Below are 15940 nucleotides of genomic sequence, written 5' to 3'. Positions count from 1 at the left end.
TCAGTCTGCGGCGTCGAACTCCAAGGGCACGCTCAGGGGTCCGGTGATGCCGCTCATGGCGCGCCACGGGCCGGAACCGGTGAGGCGTGGGTTGGTCATGCGGGCGGTGATGACGCGAAGGGCTTCGGTGAGTTCGAGACGGGCGAGGTGAGCACCGAGGCAATAGTGGACGCCGCCGCCGAAATTGAGGATCGGCGCCGGGCCTACCCGGGCGATGTCCAGACGTTCGGGATCTGGGTAGGCGTTGCCGTCCCGGTTGGCCGAGGCGGTATTGGCCAGCACCAGGGTGCCCGCGGGGATCCGCACACCGGCCAGCTCGACATCCTCGGCGGCCTGCCGGAGGGTGCCGAAAATGATTGGGCTGTAACGCATCAACTCGTGGACAGCGGCGTCGGCTATCTCCGCGTGACGGGACACCATAGCCCATTCGGCGGGGTGGGCGGCCAAGGTTTGCACCGCGGCGGCGAGTTGATTGCGGGTGGTGTCGGTGCCGGCGCCCAGCAAGGTGGCGCACAGCATCAGCAGTTCAGCATGAGTGAGCCGGTCGCCGTCATCCTCGGCGCGGATGAGGTCGGAGATGAGATCGTCGGTCAACGACTTGCGCCTTGAGGCGATCAGGCCTTCGAGGTAAGAGTCGAGTTCCTGCCAGGCGGTGAGGATCCGCGGAGCGTCCTGCGCGACGGTGGCCTCGAACAGCTTCTTGATGTCGTCGGTCCAGTCCGAGAACAGCTGCCGGTCCGCGGCGGGCGCGCCGAGCAGCGCGCAGATGATCGTCACCGGAAAACCCGCGGCGAGGTCGGTGACGACGTCACAACGGCCAATGTCGACGTGGCGCTCGACCAATCCGGTGATGATGTCGACGGTCAGAGCGCGCAGCCGCTCCGCAGCCCGCGGCGAAAATGCTTTGGACACCAGCCGGCGCAGGCGATGATGCTCGGCGCCGTCCAGGCCGAGGATGTTGCTGACCGCCCTGTCCCACAACGGTCCTGAAGTGATTCCGCGAGCGCCCAGCCCCAGGCCGTGCGCCGTGACAAATCGGTTGTCTCGCAACACCTGGCGAACCAGGTCGTGACTGAGGACCTCGGGTCCGTAGGGGCCGACGGCTATCGGCGCCTGATCGCGGGCTTCGGCGAGGACGCGGTGCGCCGCCGCCGGATCGGTGAGGTGGTCGTAGGTAATGGTGGGCAGACCGGCTTCGAAAACGCTCGGGCAACGGAGGGAGGTGGGGATGCTCATGGCTACCGACTATTCGGCGGACGGCGGTCCAGACCATCCGCCGCAGCGCGCAATTCTGCGCGCTGAACGGCGTACATTGCGCGTGCTCGCTGCCCCGATTTGCGCGGATGCGCGGATGTTGTTTCTGGGTTGCGGGGGCGATGCTGGCTACTATGAGCCAACATGCGGAGATGCCGTCGCTGACCTGGGGTGAGTGGGGTGTGAGCGAGTTGCTGCCGACGGGGACGGTGACGTTGCTGTTGGCTGATGTCGAGGGTTCGACGCGGTTGTGGGAGAGCCAGCCGGAGCAGATGACGGCGGCGGTGGCGCAGTTGAGTCGCGCGGTGGATGAGACGGTCGCGGCGTTTGGTGGGGTGCGTCCGGTGGAGCAGGGCGAGGGGGACAGCTTTGTGGCCGCGTTTGCGCGGGCCTCGGACGCGGTGGGGTGTGCGTTGGCGTTGCAGCGGGCGCCGTTGGCGCCGATCCGGATGCGGATCGGGTTGCATACCGGTGAGATCCAGTTGCGTGATGAGGGCAACTATGCGGGGCCGACGATCAATCGCGCGGCCCGTATCCGGGATCTGGCGCATGGTGGTCAGACGGTGATGTCCGGCGTGACTGAAGCGTTGGTGGTGGATCGGTTGCCGGAGGGCGCATGGTTGACCGAGTTGGGCAGTTATCCGTTGCGGGGGGTGCCGCGTCCGGAGCGGGTGGTGCAGGTGTGCCACCAGGATTTGCGCAATGAGTTTCCGCCGTTGCGGGTACGCAGTGTGGTTGCCGCGCATAATCTTCCGGCTCAACTGACGAGTTTTATCGGACGCCAGGCGGAGATGGCTGCAGTGCGGCACCTGGTGGTCGGCAACCGGTTGGTGACCTTGACCGGCGCAGGAGGGGCCGGCAAGACCCGGCTCGCCGTTGAGGCGGTCGCCCAGTTGGGCGCCCAGTTCTCCGACGGGATCTGGTACGTCGATCTGGCGCCCATCACGAATCCGGCGGTGGTGCCCGTTACCACGGCCCGCACACTGGGCCTTCCGGATCAGCCGGGCCTGTCCAACGTGGAGACGCTGGTCAGGTACTTCGGTGAGAAGGAAACCTTACTGCTGCTGGACAATTGCGAGCACCTGCTCGATGCCTGTGGGGCGCTGGTGGTGGAGCTGCTGGCGTCGTGCCCGCGTTTGGCGGTCGTGGCAACCAGTCGCGAGCCGCTGGGGGTCCCCGGCGAGCTGAGTTGGCGGGTCCCCTCCTTGTCGCTTGTCGACGAGGCGGTTGAGTTGTTCGCCGACCGCGCTTGTCGGATCAGGCCGGAATTCGTTGTCACTCAGGACGACACAGCGCTGGTCCGAGAGATCTGTGAACGACTAGACGGCATGCCGTTGGCCATCGAGCTGGCCGCCGCACGGGTTCGGGCGCTGTCGCTGAAGCAAATTCGAGACAGCTTGCACGACCGCTTCCGGCTACTGACCGGAGGAGCCCGTACGGCGGTGCGCCGTCAGCAGACACTGCGGGCCTCGGTGGACTGGTCGTATGCGCTGCTCACCGAAACCGAACGGGCTTTGCTACGCCGGCTGTCGGTCTTTGCTTCCGGATTTGACCTGGATGCGGCCGGGGCGGTGGGCGCCAGCAACGAGGTCGAAAGCTATCAGCTGATGGATCAACTCGGTCTGCTGGTCGACAAGTCCCTGGTAGTTGCCGACGATGTCCACGGTGGCATGCGTTACCGACTGCTCGAGACTGTGCGCCAATACGCGCAGGAAAAACTTGGCGAATCGGGCGAGGCCGACCAAGTGCGAACCCGCCACCGCGATCACTATGCGAACACCGCCGCCGAGATGTACGCGCAGGGTCAGCCCGCCGAGGACCGGTTGTTGCGCTGGGCACAAATCGAGATTGACAATCTCCGGGCGGCGTTCACCTGGAGCCGCGAGAACTCTGACCTCGATACAGCGCTGCGACTGATCTTGTCACTCGGCCCGTTATGGGTACGCGGTTCGCGCGTCGCGGAAGCGTCGGCCGCTTTGGACGCCATCCTTCTCGAGTACGGCCAGGCGCATATCTCGCCCGCGGTGTGGGCAGCTGCCGAGAGTTATCGATGCTCTCTGGCCACCTTCGGCGGCTTACCCGTAGACATTGCGCGGGCCCGGGAGGCACTGGCCGTCGCACGCGAACTGGACGACCGGTCACTGATTGTCCGAGCCCTCAACGCCTGCGGGATGAGCAGCATGTTCAGCCCAGAGGTGGCGCAGGCTTACCTGGCTGAAGCGTACGAGCTGGCCGCCGCCGGCGGTGAGCGGTGGGTCCAGTGCCAATTGGCCACCAGCCGGGCGGCAGTCGAGTGTGTGGCCGGCGAGCCCGTCGCGGCGCTGACCGCTGCGGAAGCTGCACTAGAGATCGCCGATAGCTGCGGCGACTGGTTCTACTCCCTCGACATCCGAACATGGTTGGGTCTTGCGTTGATGATGCGGGGGCGTCTCGACGAAGCGGAACGCGTTGCCGGTCGCCTTGCGCCGGAAGCCGAGATGGCGGGGGACTCCATCCATACCCTTTTCGGCCACATAACCCACGGCCTCGTTCTGGTCGCCCAGGGCCGATCGGCCGCGGCCAGGGCGGTCGCGGAATCCGCGGTGGTGATCGCGCAGGGCCTCGGGGGTGTGGGTGCAGACACGGCGTACGGGATCCTCGCTCAGGCCGCTCTGGCCGACGGCGACAGTGCTGGCGCGATGCGGTGGTGTGAGAGCGCTTGGCGCTACACATATCCGCAGCGAGAGGTATTCACCAAAAGTATCGTGCCGATGGCGGAGGCCGCGTTGGCGAGCGGTGATCTGGTTATGGCCCGTTCGTGGGCGGATGACGCCGTCGCGTCGGTCCCGGGCTGGCACCGGTTTGTGGCGCTGACGGTGCGAGCTTTCGTCGCGTTGGCACAAGGTGACCGTGAGCTGTCCGAGCGCGACGCTCATGACGCACTAGCGGCGGCCTCGCAGAAGGGTGCGTTCCTGCGGGTTCCCGACACGTTCGAATGCGTCGCTCGACTCGCAGCCGACGATGGTGACCACCCGTACGCGGTCCGTCTATTCGGTGCGGCCGACGGCATCCGGCAGCGTTTGGGCCATGCTCGCTATCCGATGTATCAGGCCGGCTATCAGCTCGCCACGGAGAGGTTGCGAGAAACCTTGGGACAGAATGATTTTGACGCCATGTGGGCCGAAGGTGCCGCTTTGTCCATCGAGGAGGCGATCGCATATGCGCAGCGTGGTCGCGGGGAGCGCAAACGTCCGGCTACCGGCTGGGGTGCGTTGACTCCGATGGAGCACGACGTGGTGCGTCTGGTCGCCGAAGGCTTGGGTAACAGGGATATCGGTGCGCGGCTGTTCATCTCGCCTCGCACGGTGCAAAGCCACCTCACCCACGTGTACGCCAAGTTGGGTTTGGAGTCGCGGGTGCAGTTGGCGCAGGAGGCCGGGCGCCGCACCTAGCCGGTATTTGCGCGCTTCGGCTGATGTTATTGCCCGATCCGGGGCGCGATGCTGGCTACTATGAGCCAACATGCGGAGATTTCGTCGCTGACCTGGGGTGAGTGGGGTGTGAGCGAGTTGCTGCCGACGGGGACGGTGACGTTGCTGTTGGCTGATGTCGAGGGTTCGACGCGGTTGTGGGAGAGCCAGCCGGGGCAGATGACCGCCGCACTGGCGCTGCTGAATCGGACAGTGGATGAAGCCGTCGGCGTCTACGAAGGAGTGCGCCCGGTAGAGCAGGGCGAGGGTGACAGCTTCGTCGCCGCTTTCGCGCGGGCTTCGGATGCCGTGGCCTGTGCGCTGGCGTTGCAACAGAAGCCGTTGAGTCTTATTCGGATTCGGATCGGCTTGCATACCGGTGAGATTCAGTTGCGGGACGAGGGTAACTATGCGGGTCCGACGATCAACCGGACCGCCCGGATCCGCGATCTGGCCCATGGCGGCCAGACGGTGCTGTCGGGGGTGACCGAATCGTTGGTGCTCGATCGATTACCCGAGGGGGTGTGGCTCACCGATCTGGGTAGTTATCCCCTGAGGGGTGTGCCGCGACCGGAGCGAGTGTTGCAGTTGTGTCACCCGGATCTGCGCAAGGAATTTCCGCCGTTGCGAGTACGCAAAATTGTTGCGTCGCAGAATCTTCCGGCACAGTTGACGCGCTTCGTCGGCCGTCAAGCGCCGATGGCCGAGCTGCGTCGGCTCATCACCGACAACCGGTTGGTGACATTGACGGGCGCCGGGGGCGCGGGCAAGACGAGACTTGCGGTGGAACTGGCGGGGCAACTGGCCGCTGAGTTCGCCGATGGTGTCTGGTATGCCGACCTGGCCCCCATCGCCAATCCCATCGTGGTGCCGGTGACCATCGCGCGCACGCTGGGATTGCCCGATCAACCGGGAAGGTCGACGAAGGAACTGCTGCTGCAGTTCTTCGGCCCGAAGAAGGTGCTGCTGGTGCTCGACAATTGCGAGCATCTGCTCGACGCGTGTGGGGAGCTTGTTGTCGGGTTGCTGCCGGCATGTCCACACCTGACGATCCTGGCCACCAGCCGGGAGCAACTGGGAGTGCCCGGCGAGCTGACCTGGCGGGTGCCGTCATTGTCACTGGCCGACGAGGCGGTCGATCTGTTTGTTGACCGGGCCCGCCGCGTCCGGCCGGATTTCGTTGTGGACGAGACCAGTACGGCGCTCATCGAAGAGGTCTGTGCACGCCTCGACGGCATGCCCTTGGCAATCGAGTTGGCCGCAGCACGTATCAGGGCGCTGTCGCTGCAACAGATCTTCGACAGCCTGCACGACCGGTTCCGGTTGCTCACCGGGGGAGCGCGCACCGCGGTGCGCCGCCAGCAGACGCTGCGGGCGTCCGTGGACTGGTCGCACGCGATGCTCACCGACCCCGAACGCATCCTCTTTCGCCGCCTCACGGTCTTCATGGGCGGGTTCGACCTGGACGCCGCGCACGCGGTGGGGGCCAAGAACGAGGTTGAGCGATTTCAGCTGATCGATGTTCTCGGACTGTTGGTCGACAAGTCGCTCATCATCGCTGAAGAACTCCACGGCACCATGCGATACCGCGTGCTGGAAACGGTGCGGCAATATGGACTTGAAAAGCTCGCCGAGTCGGGCGAAGCCGATGTGGTGCGCACCCGGCACCGGGACCATTACACGGCGACCGCGGCAGCCCTTGCGTCACAACAGCAGGGCCGAGGCACTCCGCTCGTCCAGTGGGCTGAAGTCGAGATGGACAATCTGCGGGCGGCTCATGCGTGGAGTCGCGAGAGCGCGCAGGCCGGAAAGGCCCTTGAGCTCGCGGCATCGTTGCAGCAGTTCTGGCTGACGCGCGGGCGGTTTCGTGAGGGGCTGGCCGCCTTTGATGCCGTGTTCGCTGACCATCTCTACGAGTCGAGCGACATCGCGCCGGCCATTCTGGTCCGCGCAGTCGCTGACGCGGCGGTTCTGGCGGTCTGGGCTTCCGTCCCGGCCAGCCTGCAGCGAACGGAGAAGGCTTTGGCCGTCGCGCGCAAACTTGACGACCCTGCACTCGTGGCGCGCATCCTGATGGGCTGCGGCATGCTCAGCTTCTACGATGCGGAGAGGTATTTCGACGAGGCGATCGAACTGGCTCGCGCATCGGGTGACCTGTTTGTCCAATGCGAGCTCCGCGGGTACCAAACCTTCGCGTTCAGTGTCGTCGGCGATCCGCAAGCGTCTCAGGCGGCCGCGAAGGAAGGACGAGTCCTCGCCGACGCCGTCGGCGACACGTTCATGTCCCGCTACTGTCAGACGTTTCTCAGCACTGCGCTGAGTATGCAAGGCAAATTGACCGAGGCCGTGAACGTTTCACAGTCACTGGTGGAGGAGGCGCGGACCACCGGAGATCGCGCGATGGAGACGTTTGGTCTCGTCACGCTGGCGCAAGTGCTGGCGCTGAGGGGTGACGTCGCACCGGCGCACGACGCAGCGGCGGCGGCTCTCAAAGCCGCTGCTGCCATCGGCGGCTTTCACGAGGACACCGCCTACGCATCCCTGGCCAGTGCCGCGTTGGCCGATGGGGACGCGGTGGCGGCGCGACGCGCCTGTGAGGCGGCGATGCGGCATACGTATCCGCTGAAGGAGCTATTCACCAGAAGCATCCTCCCCATGACCGACGCGGTTCTGGGTTGCGGCGAAGTCGATGCTGCACGGCGCTGGGCGGACGACACCGTCGCAGTCGCCCCAGGGTGTCACCAGGCGCTGGCCCTTTCTGCGCGCGCCCGGGTCGCTCTCGCGCAGGGTGAGCCGGACCAGGCCGAACGAGACGCCCACGAGGCGCTTGTCGTTGCCGCGCGGACCCGAGCGTATCTATGGGTAGCCGATTCTCTGGAAATACTTGCCGGAGTGGCGGCCGACTGTGGCAACTACGCCAGTGCGGCGCGGGTTCTCGGGGCCGCGCATGGCCTTCGTCAGCGCACCGAGAAACCCCGCTTACCGATGTATCAGGCGAACCACGACGCGATGGTTGAGAAGGTTCGGCAAAGGTTGCGGCAGGACGATTTCGATCGTGCGTGGGCCGAAGGGGAAGCCTTGTCGGTCGAAGAGGCCATCGCCTATGCCCAGCGCGGCCGTGGCGAGCGCAAGCGTCCGGCCACCGGTTGGGGTTCTCTGACTCCGATGGAGCTCGACGTGGTACGGCTGGTCGCAGAAGGTTTGGGCAACAAGGACATTGGGGCAAGGTTGTTCATTTCACCGCGCACGGTGCAGAGTCACCTCACCCATGTCTACGCCAAGCTCGGGTTGAGCTCCCGTGTCCAGCTGGTCCAAGAGAGCGGCCGACGGACCTGACCTGCTCCGGCAGGCGGCTAGCGCGACCCGACATCACTGGGCGACACTGGGAAGATGACGTCCAGGGCCGAGCAAGTGATGTTCAAGTTCCTCAGTCTGCACGACAAGATCTATCAGGCGACGAACGGACGGATCGGGCACCGGGTGCCGGGTATGCCACCTAATTTGCTTCTCCACACCGTCGGTGCGAAGACGGGAAAAGCGCGCACCAACACGCTGACGTATGCCGAGGATGGCGACGACTATCTGGTCGTCGCGTCAAAAGGCGGCTATCCCAAAGCGCCCGGGTGGTATCACAACCTGAAGGCAAATCCCGATGTCGAGATCAACGTCGGCGCAAGGCGTTTCGCCGTCACTGCGCGCGCGGTCCTGCCGGACAGCCTTGACTACGCGCGGCTGTGGAAGCTGGTCAACAAGAACAACGCCAACCGGTATGTCGAGTACCAGAAGAAGACGTCGCGGCCGATTCCCGTGATTGTCCTGACGCCCAGGCCCTGAATCGCTCGCACCCGGCAATTGCGCCTATTGGCGGATGTTGTGGGCGCCAACGGGCGCGATGCTGGTTACCATGAGCCAACACGCAGAGATGCCGGCGCTGACCTGGGGTGAGTTAAGTGTGAGCGAGTTGCTGCCCACGGGGACGGTGACGTTGCTGCTGGCCGACGTCGAAGGCTCGACGGCGTTGTGGGAATCGCAGCCTGAACAGATGACGGCTGCGTTGGGACTGCTGAACCGAACGGTGGACGAGACCGTCGCCGCGTATGACGGCGTGCGTCCGGTCGAGCAGGGTGAGGGTGACAGCTTCGTTGCCGCTTTCGCGCGGGCGTCGGATGCGGTGGCGTGTGCCTTGGCGCTGCAGCGGGCGCCGTTGGCACCGATCCGGATTCGAATAGGGTTGCACACCGGTGAGATTCAGCTGCGCGATGAGGGCAATTACGCGGGGCCGACGATCAACCGAACGGCCCGAATCCGCGATCTGGCCCACGGCGGTCAGACGGTGATGTCCGGGGTGACCGAGTCACTCGTGGTAGACCGGTTGCCCGAGGCGGCGTGGCTGATAGACCTCGGTAGTTATCCGTTGCGGGGTGTGCCGCGACCGGAGCGGGTGGCCCAACTGTGCCATCCGGACCTACGCAACGAGTTTCCGCCACTGCGGGTTCGCACGGAGGTTGCGTCGCACAATCTCCCGGTACAGCTGACCAGTTTCGTCGGGCGCCAGTCGCAAGTGTCGGAAGTGCGGCAGCTGGTCATCGGCGACAGGTTGGTGACGCTGACCGGCGCCGGCGGCGTCGGGAAGACGCGTCTGGCCGTCGAGGTCTCCTCGCTGCTGAGTTCCGAATTCCCGGACGGCATTTGGTATGTGGATCTGGCGCCGATCACAAACGCCGCCGTCGCGCCGTTGACCGTCGCGCGGACCCTGGGGCTGCCCGATCAGCCCGGACGCTCCACGATGGAGCTGCTGGTGCGCTTTGTCGGCGAAAAAACCATGTTGCTGGTGTTGGACAATTGCGAACATCTCCTCGATGCCTGCGGAGACCTGGTGGTGGAATTGCTGGGCTCCTGCCCGCATGCGACGATCCTTTCCACCAGCCGTGAGCCGCTCGGTGTGCCCGGTGAGCTGACCTGGCGCGTGCCGTCGCTTTCGCTGGCCGATGAGGCCGTCGAGCTGTTCGCCGACCGCGCTCGTCAAGCTCGCCCGGTTTTTGTTGTCAATGAGGCGAATACGCCGCTCGTGAGGGATATCTGCGAGCGCCTCGACGGCATGCCTTTGGCGATCGAGCTTGCCGCGGCACGCATCCGGGCACTGTCGTTGCAACAGATCGGCAGCTCCCTGCATGACCGGTTCCGGTTGCTGACCGGAGGAGCGCGCACAGCGGTGCGACGGCAGCAGACACTGCGGGCATCGGTCGATTGGTCGCATGCGCTGCTGACCGAGCCGGAACGGGTCTTGTTCCGGCGGCTTGCGGTGTTCACCGGAGGGTTCGATCTCGAGGCAGCCCAAGCGATCGGTGCCGGCAGCGAGATGGAGAGCTACCAACTTCTGGACCAGCTGAGCTTATTGGTGGACAAATCGCTGGTGGTCGCGTCCGAAACAAGCACCGAAACAAGCACCCACGCCGGCACTGACAGCGGAATGCGTTACTCGTTGCTGGAGACGGTGCGCCAGTACGCGCAGGAAAAGCTCGGCGAGTCGGGCGAGGCCGAACAGACGCGCACTCGGCACCGCGACTACTACACCTCGACGGCAACGGAATTGGCGTCGCAGGGACTGGCCGGCGTCGAGAGGTTGCTGACCTGGGCGCGCGCCGAAAGTGAGAACCTGCGAACGGCATTCGCATGGAGCCTGGACAGTTCCGACCGCGAATCGGCAATGCGTCTGGCGTCGGCATTGCAAGATTTCTGGCTGCGCACCGGAATTTTCCGCGAAGCGCTGGCGGCGTTCGACGCAGTCCTGACCGACCGCCGGCCCGAGGAGATTGCGCCGAGTGTCTGGGTGGCCGCGATCGCCGACCAGTGCACGATCGCGGGATGGGCGGGCGCCTATGGCCACGTAGATCTGGCATATAAGGCGCTCGAGGTTGCCCGCAACCTCGATGATCCGGCGCTGGTGGCCCGCGCGCTCGGTGCATGCGGCATCGTGACCTTCTACAACGCGGAGGTGGCGCAGGCCTACTTCACCGAAGCGATCGACATGGCTCGTGCCGCCGGAGACGCGTGGCGCCTCTTGCCGATTTTCAGCTATCAGGCCACCACCGCCGTTGTCGCCGGAGAACCGAAGGCGGCAATCGCGGCGGCCGCAGCGGGACGTGATCTCGCCGACGCCTTGGGCGATGGCTTTTTCTCGCGCAATAACCGGGCCTGGCTTGGCTGTGGTTTGTGGTTCCACGGAGACCTCGACGAGGCTATCGAGGTTCTTCGCTCCGTGGTCGCGGAGGCCGAAGCGGCAGCAGACCCGTCCGCCACGATCTTCGGGCAAGTCTGCCTCAGCGGAACGCTCGCGTTTAAAGGAGACATCGCTTCGGCGCGCTCTGCCGCGCAGGCCGCATCGGCTGCGTCGGACAGTGTGGGTGGGATGACGGAAGACACGGTGAACGGAGCGATTGCGCACGCCGCCCTTGCCGGCGGTGACGCCGAGGCGGCCGTGCTGGCATCCCGGGAAGCCTTGCGGTACATAGTTCCAGACCGCGAAGCGTTCACCCGCAGTGTCGCACCGCTGGCCGAATCGCTGCTCGCGTGGGGTGATTTCGATGCCGCACGGCAGTGGGCCGACGAGTGCATCCCCCTTCTTCCGGCTTTGTTCAAAGCGACAGCGCTGACCGTGCGTGCCTACATCGCACTCGCCCAGGGTGAGCCCGAACAGGCCGAACGGGACGCTCACGAAGCGCTGACGATAGCGGCTGCGACGCAGGGATACATGAAGGTGGCCAGCACATTGGAATGCCTGGCGCGCCTGGCCGCTGACGAAAACAACATGGCATATGCCGCGCGCCTGCTGGGTGCGGCACAGGGCATTCGGCAGCGCAAGGGGCACGCACGCTTCCCGATGTACCAGGCCGGTCATGATGCCGCCGTCGCCACTGTTCGTGACTCTTTGGGGGACAGTAACTTTGACGGTGCATGGGCCGAAGGCTCCGCCTTGTCCATCGAAGAGGCTATCGCCTATGCACAACGTGGTCGCGGTGAACGTAAACGTCCGGCCACCGGATGGGCCTCGCTGACGCCCACTGAGCTTGACGTGGTGCGTCTGGTTGCTGAAGGCCTGGGCAACAAGGATGTCGGCGCGCGACTGTTCATTTCACCGCGGACGGTGCAGAGCCATCTCAGGCACGTCTACGCCAAGTTGGGTCTGGCGTCGCGGGTGCAATTGGTCCAAGAAGCCAGCCGACGCGCCTGAGCCCCCGCCGGGGATTGCGCGCTCTGGCGGATGTTATCCCCGGTAGGGGCCGCGAGGCTGGCTTCCTAGACGTTCGGGATGTCGAAATTGCCGTGAGGGCTGTGCATGCGCCCTGATCACGACCGTGGCGGCAATCTCGCCGGCCAGCGCAGCCAAAACGCCAGAAGGGCAACCTACTTCCGGGCGACCACGAATCCCCGGATGATCGCCTCGACGTCGTTGCTCTCCGAGACGGCCTGTTCGGCCAGGCTGGTGATGATCAGCTGAACCAGGTACCGCTGGTTGTCCGGAGCGGGGCCGGTGGGCAGCACCACCCGGTTCCAGCTGCGCATCCGCGCGCCCTTGAGTTCATAGGTGCCCTGGACCATCGACGAGGGAAAGCCGTTGAAGTCGGCAGTCGAGGCGTCGAGTTGGTGAAAGCTGTCCGGCAGGTCGGCGTTGGCGTGCTTGATCGCTTCGGTGGGTTTGAATTCGCCACGCAGTTTGAACACCACCAGCATCGCCGCGGGATAGCTGTCGCCCTTGGAGATCATCACCGCTTTCGGGCTGGTCTTGGAGTCGACGGCGCGAGGTTTCCAGCCCGGCGGTGTCGGGATCGAGACGACCATGTCGGTCAGCTCACTCGGCAGCACCGGGTCACCCTGCACCCCTTCGCCTTCCAGATATTTCGACAGCGGTACCGGAGGCTCGGTGGGGGTTGCTGGGGCGCTGGTTGCCGATGACGGCGTTGTCCAGATCGACTGGTAGTCGGCTGTTTTCGGGCCGCACCCGGCCGTCAAGGTCAGTGCGGCCACCCCGGCGGCGGTCGCACACATGCGAATAACCCGGCGCGTCACAGAATCTCGCGTACCGTGTCGATCGGCCGGGCCAACCGGGTGCCCTTCGGAGTGACCACGAACGGGCGTTCGATCAGGATGGGGTGTTCGGCCATGGCGTCCAGCAATTCGTCGTCACCGGCGTCGGCCAGGTTGAGTTCGGAGTAGAGCGACTCGCGTTTGCGCACGGCCGCTCGCACCTCGATGCCCGCGTCGCGGATCAACCGCACCAGCTCGGCGCGCGACGGCGGCGTCTTCAGGTACTGAATGACCTCAGGCTCGATGCCGTTGTCCCGCAACAAATCCAGCGTCTTGCGCGACGTGCTGCATTTGGGGTTGTGGTAGATGACGGTCTTGCCCCCCTTGCCCGTCATCTAGGCGTCCCCGTCGAACAGTCCTGTGACTGAGCCGTTTTCAAAGACCGCACGGATCGTGCTGGCCAGCAGCGGCGCGATGGACAGCACGGTCAGTTGCGGGAACCGCTTCTCCTCGCCGATGGGCAGGGTGTTGGTCACGATCACCTCGCGGGCGCCGCACGAGGCCAGCCGCTCGGCCGCCGGGTCGGACAGCACGCCGTGGGTGGCCGCAATGATCACGTCCTTGGCTCCGTCGTCATGCAGCAGCTTGACCGCGCCGGCGATCGTTCCACCGGTGTCGATCATGTCGTCGATCAGCACACAGGTGCGACCGGCGACCTCGCCGACCACCCGATTGGACACCACCTGATTGGGCACCCGCGGGTCGCGCGTCTTGTGGATGAAGGCCAGCGGCACGCCGCCCAGGGCGTCGGCCCACTTCTCGGCGATGCGCACCCGGCCGGAGTCGGGGGAGACGACGACCATGTTGCCGTCGGGATAGTTGTCCCGGATGTAACCGGTGAGCAGGTTCTGCCCGCGCATGTGGTCCACGGGTCCGTCGAAGAAGCCCTGAATCTGATCGGTGTGCAGGTCGACGGTCACGATCCGGTCGGCCCCGGCCGTCTTGAGCAGGTCGGCGACCAGACGCGCCGAGATCGGTTCGCGGCCGCGGTGCTTCTTGTCCTGGCGGGCGTAGGGGTAGAACGGCATGACCGCGGTGATCCGCTTGGCGCTGCCCCGCTTGAGCGCGTCGATCATGATGAGCTGTTCCATCAGCCACTGGTTCACCGGCATCGGGCAGGACTGCAACACGAACGCGTCGCATCCGCGCACCGACTCCTGGAAGCGCACGAAGATCTCGCCGTTGGCGAAATCCCGGGCCGTCTGAGCGGTGACGTGCACGTCGAGTTCTTTGGCGACCTGCTCCGCCAGTTCCGGGTGGGCCCGGCCGCTGAAGAGCATCAGATTTTTGCGGTTATCGGTCCAGTCGTGGCTCACCGGGCTGCCCTCGCCGTGTCGGGATCGAATGAAAAGGAACGCCCCATCGTAGCCGGGTTACCGAAAAACGAAATCACGGTGTCTCGCCGGCTTCGGAGTTGCGGATGGCCCGATCAGCGGCCTCGGCGGCCGCCGTGCCGGGCCGCTTGCGCTGCACCCAGTGCTCGATGTTGCGCTGCGGACCAGCCGACACCGCCAGCGCACCCGGTGGGACGTCTTCGCGGACGACGGTTCCCGCGCCGGTGTAGGCCCCGTCACCGACGGTTACCGGTGCGACGAACATGGTGTCCGAGCCGGTGCGCACGTGCGAACCGATCGTGGTGCGGCTCTTGCTGGTGCCGTCGTAGTTGACGAACACGCTGGACGCACCGATGTTGCTGTGTTCGCCGATGTCGGCGTCGCCGACGTAGGTCAGGTGCGGCACCTTGGTCCCGGCGCCGATCGTCGCGTTCTTGGTCTCGACGAATGCGCCGAGCTTCCCCTCGGCGCCCAGCACCGTCCCCGGCCGCAGGAACGTGAAGGGACCGACCGTGGCGCCGCCGCCGACGGTCGCGGAACTGCCGTGCGTGCGGCACACGGTGGCCTTGTCGCCGACGCTGACGTCGGCGAGCGTCGTGTCGGGCCCGATGCTGCAGTGGCCGCCGATCTGGGTGCGTCCGAGCAGCTGGGTGCCCGGGTGGATGACGGTGTCGCGGCCGATGGTCACGTCCACGTCGATCCAGGTCGTCGCCGGGTCGATGACGGTGACGCCGGCCAGCTGATGGGCGGCCACGATGCGGCGGTTGAGCTCCGCGCCCAGCTCGGCGAGCTGGACCCGGTTGTTGACGCCCGCGACCACGGCGCTGTCGTCGATGTGCTGGGCACTGACGGTGTGACCGTCGCGCCGCAGGATGGCGATGACGTCGGTGAGGTAGAGCTCCTGCTGGGCGTTGTTGGAGCTCAGCCGGCTCAGCGCGGACTTCAGTGCCGCGATGTCGAAGGCGTAGACGCCGGTGTTGACCTCGCGGATCCCGCGCTGGGACGGCGTCGCGTCGGTCTGCTCGACGATCGCCATCACTTCGTTGTCCTGGGTGCGCAGGATGCGGCCGTAGCCGTGCGGGTCGTCCAGCGTGGTGGTGAGCACCGTGACGGCCGCACCGGCCGATCTGTGCGTGGCGATCAGGTCGGCCAGGGTGTCGGCGTCGAGCAGCGGGGTGTCACCCGCGGCGACGACGACGATGCCCGCGTAGTCCTGCGGCAGCGCGGACAGGCCGCACAGCACCGCGTGGCCGGTGCCCTGCGGTTTGTCCTGCAGCGCCACGTCGATGGTGCGGCCCAGGCTGTCGGCCAGCTCGGCGACCAGCGGCGAGATGCGCTCATGGTCATGGCCCAGCACGACGACGAGATGCTGCGGCGCGAGCTTGGTCATTGCGTGCAGCGAGTGCGACAGCATGCTGCGTCCGCCCAGCGCGTGCAGCACTTTGGGGGTGTCGGACCGCATCCGGGTGCCGGGCCCGGCCGCCAGGACCAGAACCGCGGTGTCACCTCGAAACGTCATCGACTCTCCTCACGTCTTGCAATGCCCGCCGTGCCCTCTTGGTGCGCTGACACGCCGTCAAGAGTGACATTCATATGAGGCTCGGGGCAAAAATACGCGCCGGGAAAGCCGGCTGGAAGTGAGTTGCAAGTGGGGGAAGCCCGGTTAGAGCTCCGTCGCCAGGACTCGAACCTGAACTATCTGAACCAAAATCAGAGGTGCTGCCGATTACACCACGACGGATTGCTCCTGAGACTTTAGTCGAGTCTGCGGCTACCGCTCTGAGTGTGCGTCCACTGTCGCCGGATCGCGGCTCAACC

The 15940-nt window shown here is 65.6% G+C and carries 9 protein-coding genes and 1 tRNA gene; 4 read left to right on the top strand and 6 right to left on the bottom strand.

The features are described 5' to 3' along the window. A complete protein-coding gene (locus QXK92_RS24065) occupies nt 1–1236 on the bottom strand; it encodes a cytochrome P450 (protein ID WP_306245760.1) in 1236 nt (411 codons plus the stop codon). A gap of 140 nt (nt 1237–1376) precedes the next feature. Here QXK92_RS24065 and QXK92_RS24060 point away from each other — a divergent pair, with 140 nt between their 5' ends. From QXK92_RS24060 to QXK92_RS24045, 4 genes are read left to right on the top strand one after another with little or no spacing between them, the layout of a single operon-like run. Further along, the gene (locus tag QXK92_RS24060; RefSeq protein WP_371934588.1) at nt 1377–4685 is read left to right on the top strand and encodes a LuxR C-terminal-related transcriptional regulator; all 3309 of its coding nucleotides are present in this window, start codon (nt 1377–1379) and stop codon (nt 4683–4685) included. A gap of 48 nt (nt 4686–4733) precedes the next feature. Beyond that, nucleotides 4734–8039: a LuxR C-terminal-related transcriptional regulator gene (locus QXK92_RS24055; RefSeq protein WP_306245758.1), complete on the top strand. Its 3306-nt coding sequence runs from the start codon at nt 4734–4736 to the stop codon at nt 8037–8039. Between the two features lie 54 nt (nt 8040–8093). Continuing rightward, a complete protein-coding gene (locus QXK92_RS24050) occupies nt 8094–8537 on the top strand; it encodes a nitroreductase family deazaflavin-dependent oxidoreductase (RefSeq protein ID WP_306245757.1) in 444 nt (147 codons plus the stop codon). A gap of 58 nt (nt 8538–8595) precedes the next feature. Next, nucleotides 8596–11934, top strand: coding sequence for a LuxR C-terminal-related transcriptional regulator (locus QXK92_RS24045; RefSeq protein ID WP_306245756.1), 3339 nt, complete (start codon nt 8596–8598; stop codon nt 11932–11934). Nucleotides 11935–12107: 173 nt separating this feature from the next. Here QXK92_RS24045 and QXK92_RS24040 read toward each other — a convergent pair whose 3' ends face one another. The 5 genes from QXK92_RS24040 to QXK92_RS24020 form a co-directional block, all read right to left on the bottom strand. After that, nucleotides 12108–12749, bottom strand: coding sequence for an LpqN/LpqT family lipoprotein (locus QXK92_RS24040; protein WP_306245755.1), 642 nt, complete (start codon nt 12747–12749; stop codon nt 12108–12110). A 17-nt stretch (nt 12750–12766) separates the two neighbouring features. After that, complete coding sequence (arsC, locus tag QXK92_RS24035) at nt 12767–13123, bottom strand: arsenate reductase (glutaredoxin) (RefSeq protein WP_306245754.1); 357 nt, start codon at nt 13121–13123, stop codon at nt 12767–12769. Continuing rightward, a complete protein-coding gene (locus QXK92_RS24030; protein ID WP_306245753.1) occupies nt 13124–14104 on the bottom strand; it encodes a ribose-phosphate diphosphokinase in 981 nt (326 codons plus the stop codon). A 73-nt stretch (nt 14105–14177) separates the two neighbouring features. Beyond that, nucleotides 14178–15641 (bottom strand): bifunctional UDP-N-acetylglucosamine diphosphorylase/glucosamine-1-phosphate N-acetyltransferase GlmU, encoded by a 1464-nt coding sequence (gene glmU, locus QXK92_RS24025; protein WP_306245752.1) that lies wholly within the window; start codon nt 15639–15641, stop codon nt 14178–14180. Between the two features lie 150 nt (nt 15642–15791). After that, a tRNA-Gln gene (locus QXK92_RS24020) sits at nt 15792–15863 on the bottom strand. Nucleotides 15864–15940: the final 77 nt, after the last annotated feature.

The organism is Mycobacterium sp. TY815, assembly GCF_030755135.1.
Lineage (GTDB): Bacteria > Actinomycetota > Actinomycetes > Mycobacteriales > Mycobacteriaceae > Mycobacterium.
This window is presented reverse-complemented; position numbering and strand designations above follow the sequence as displayed.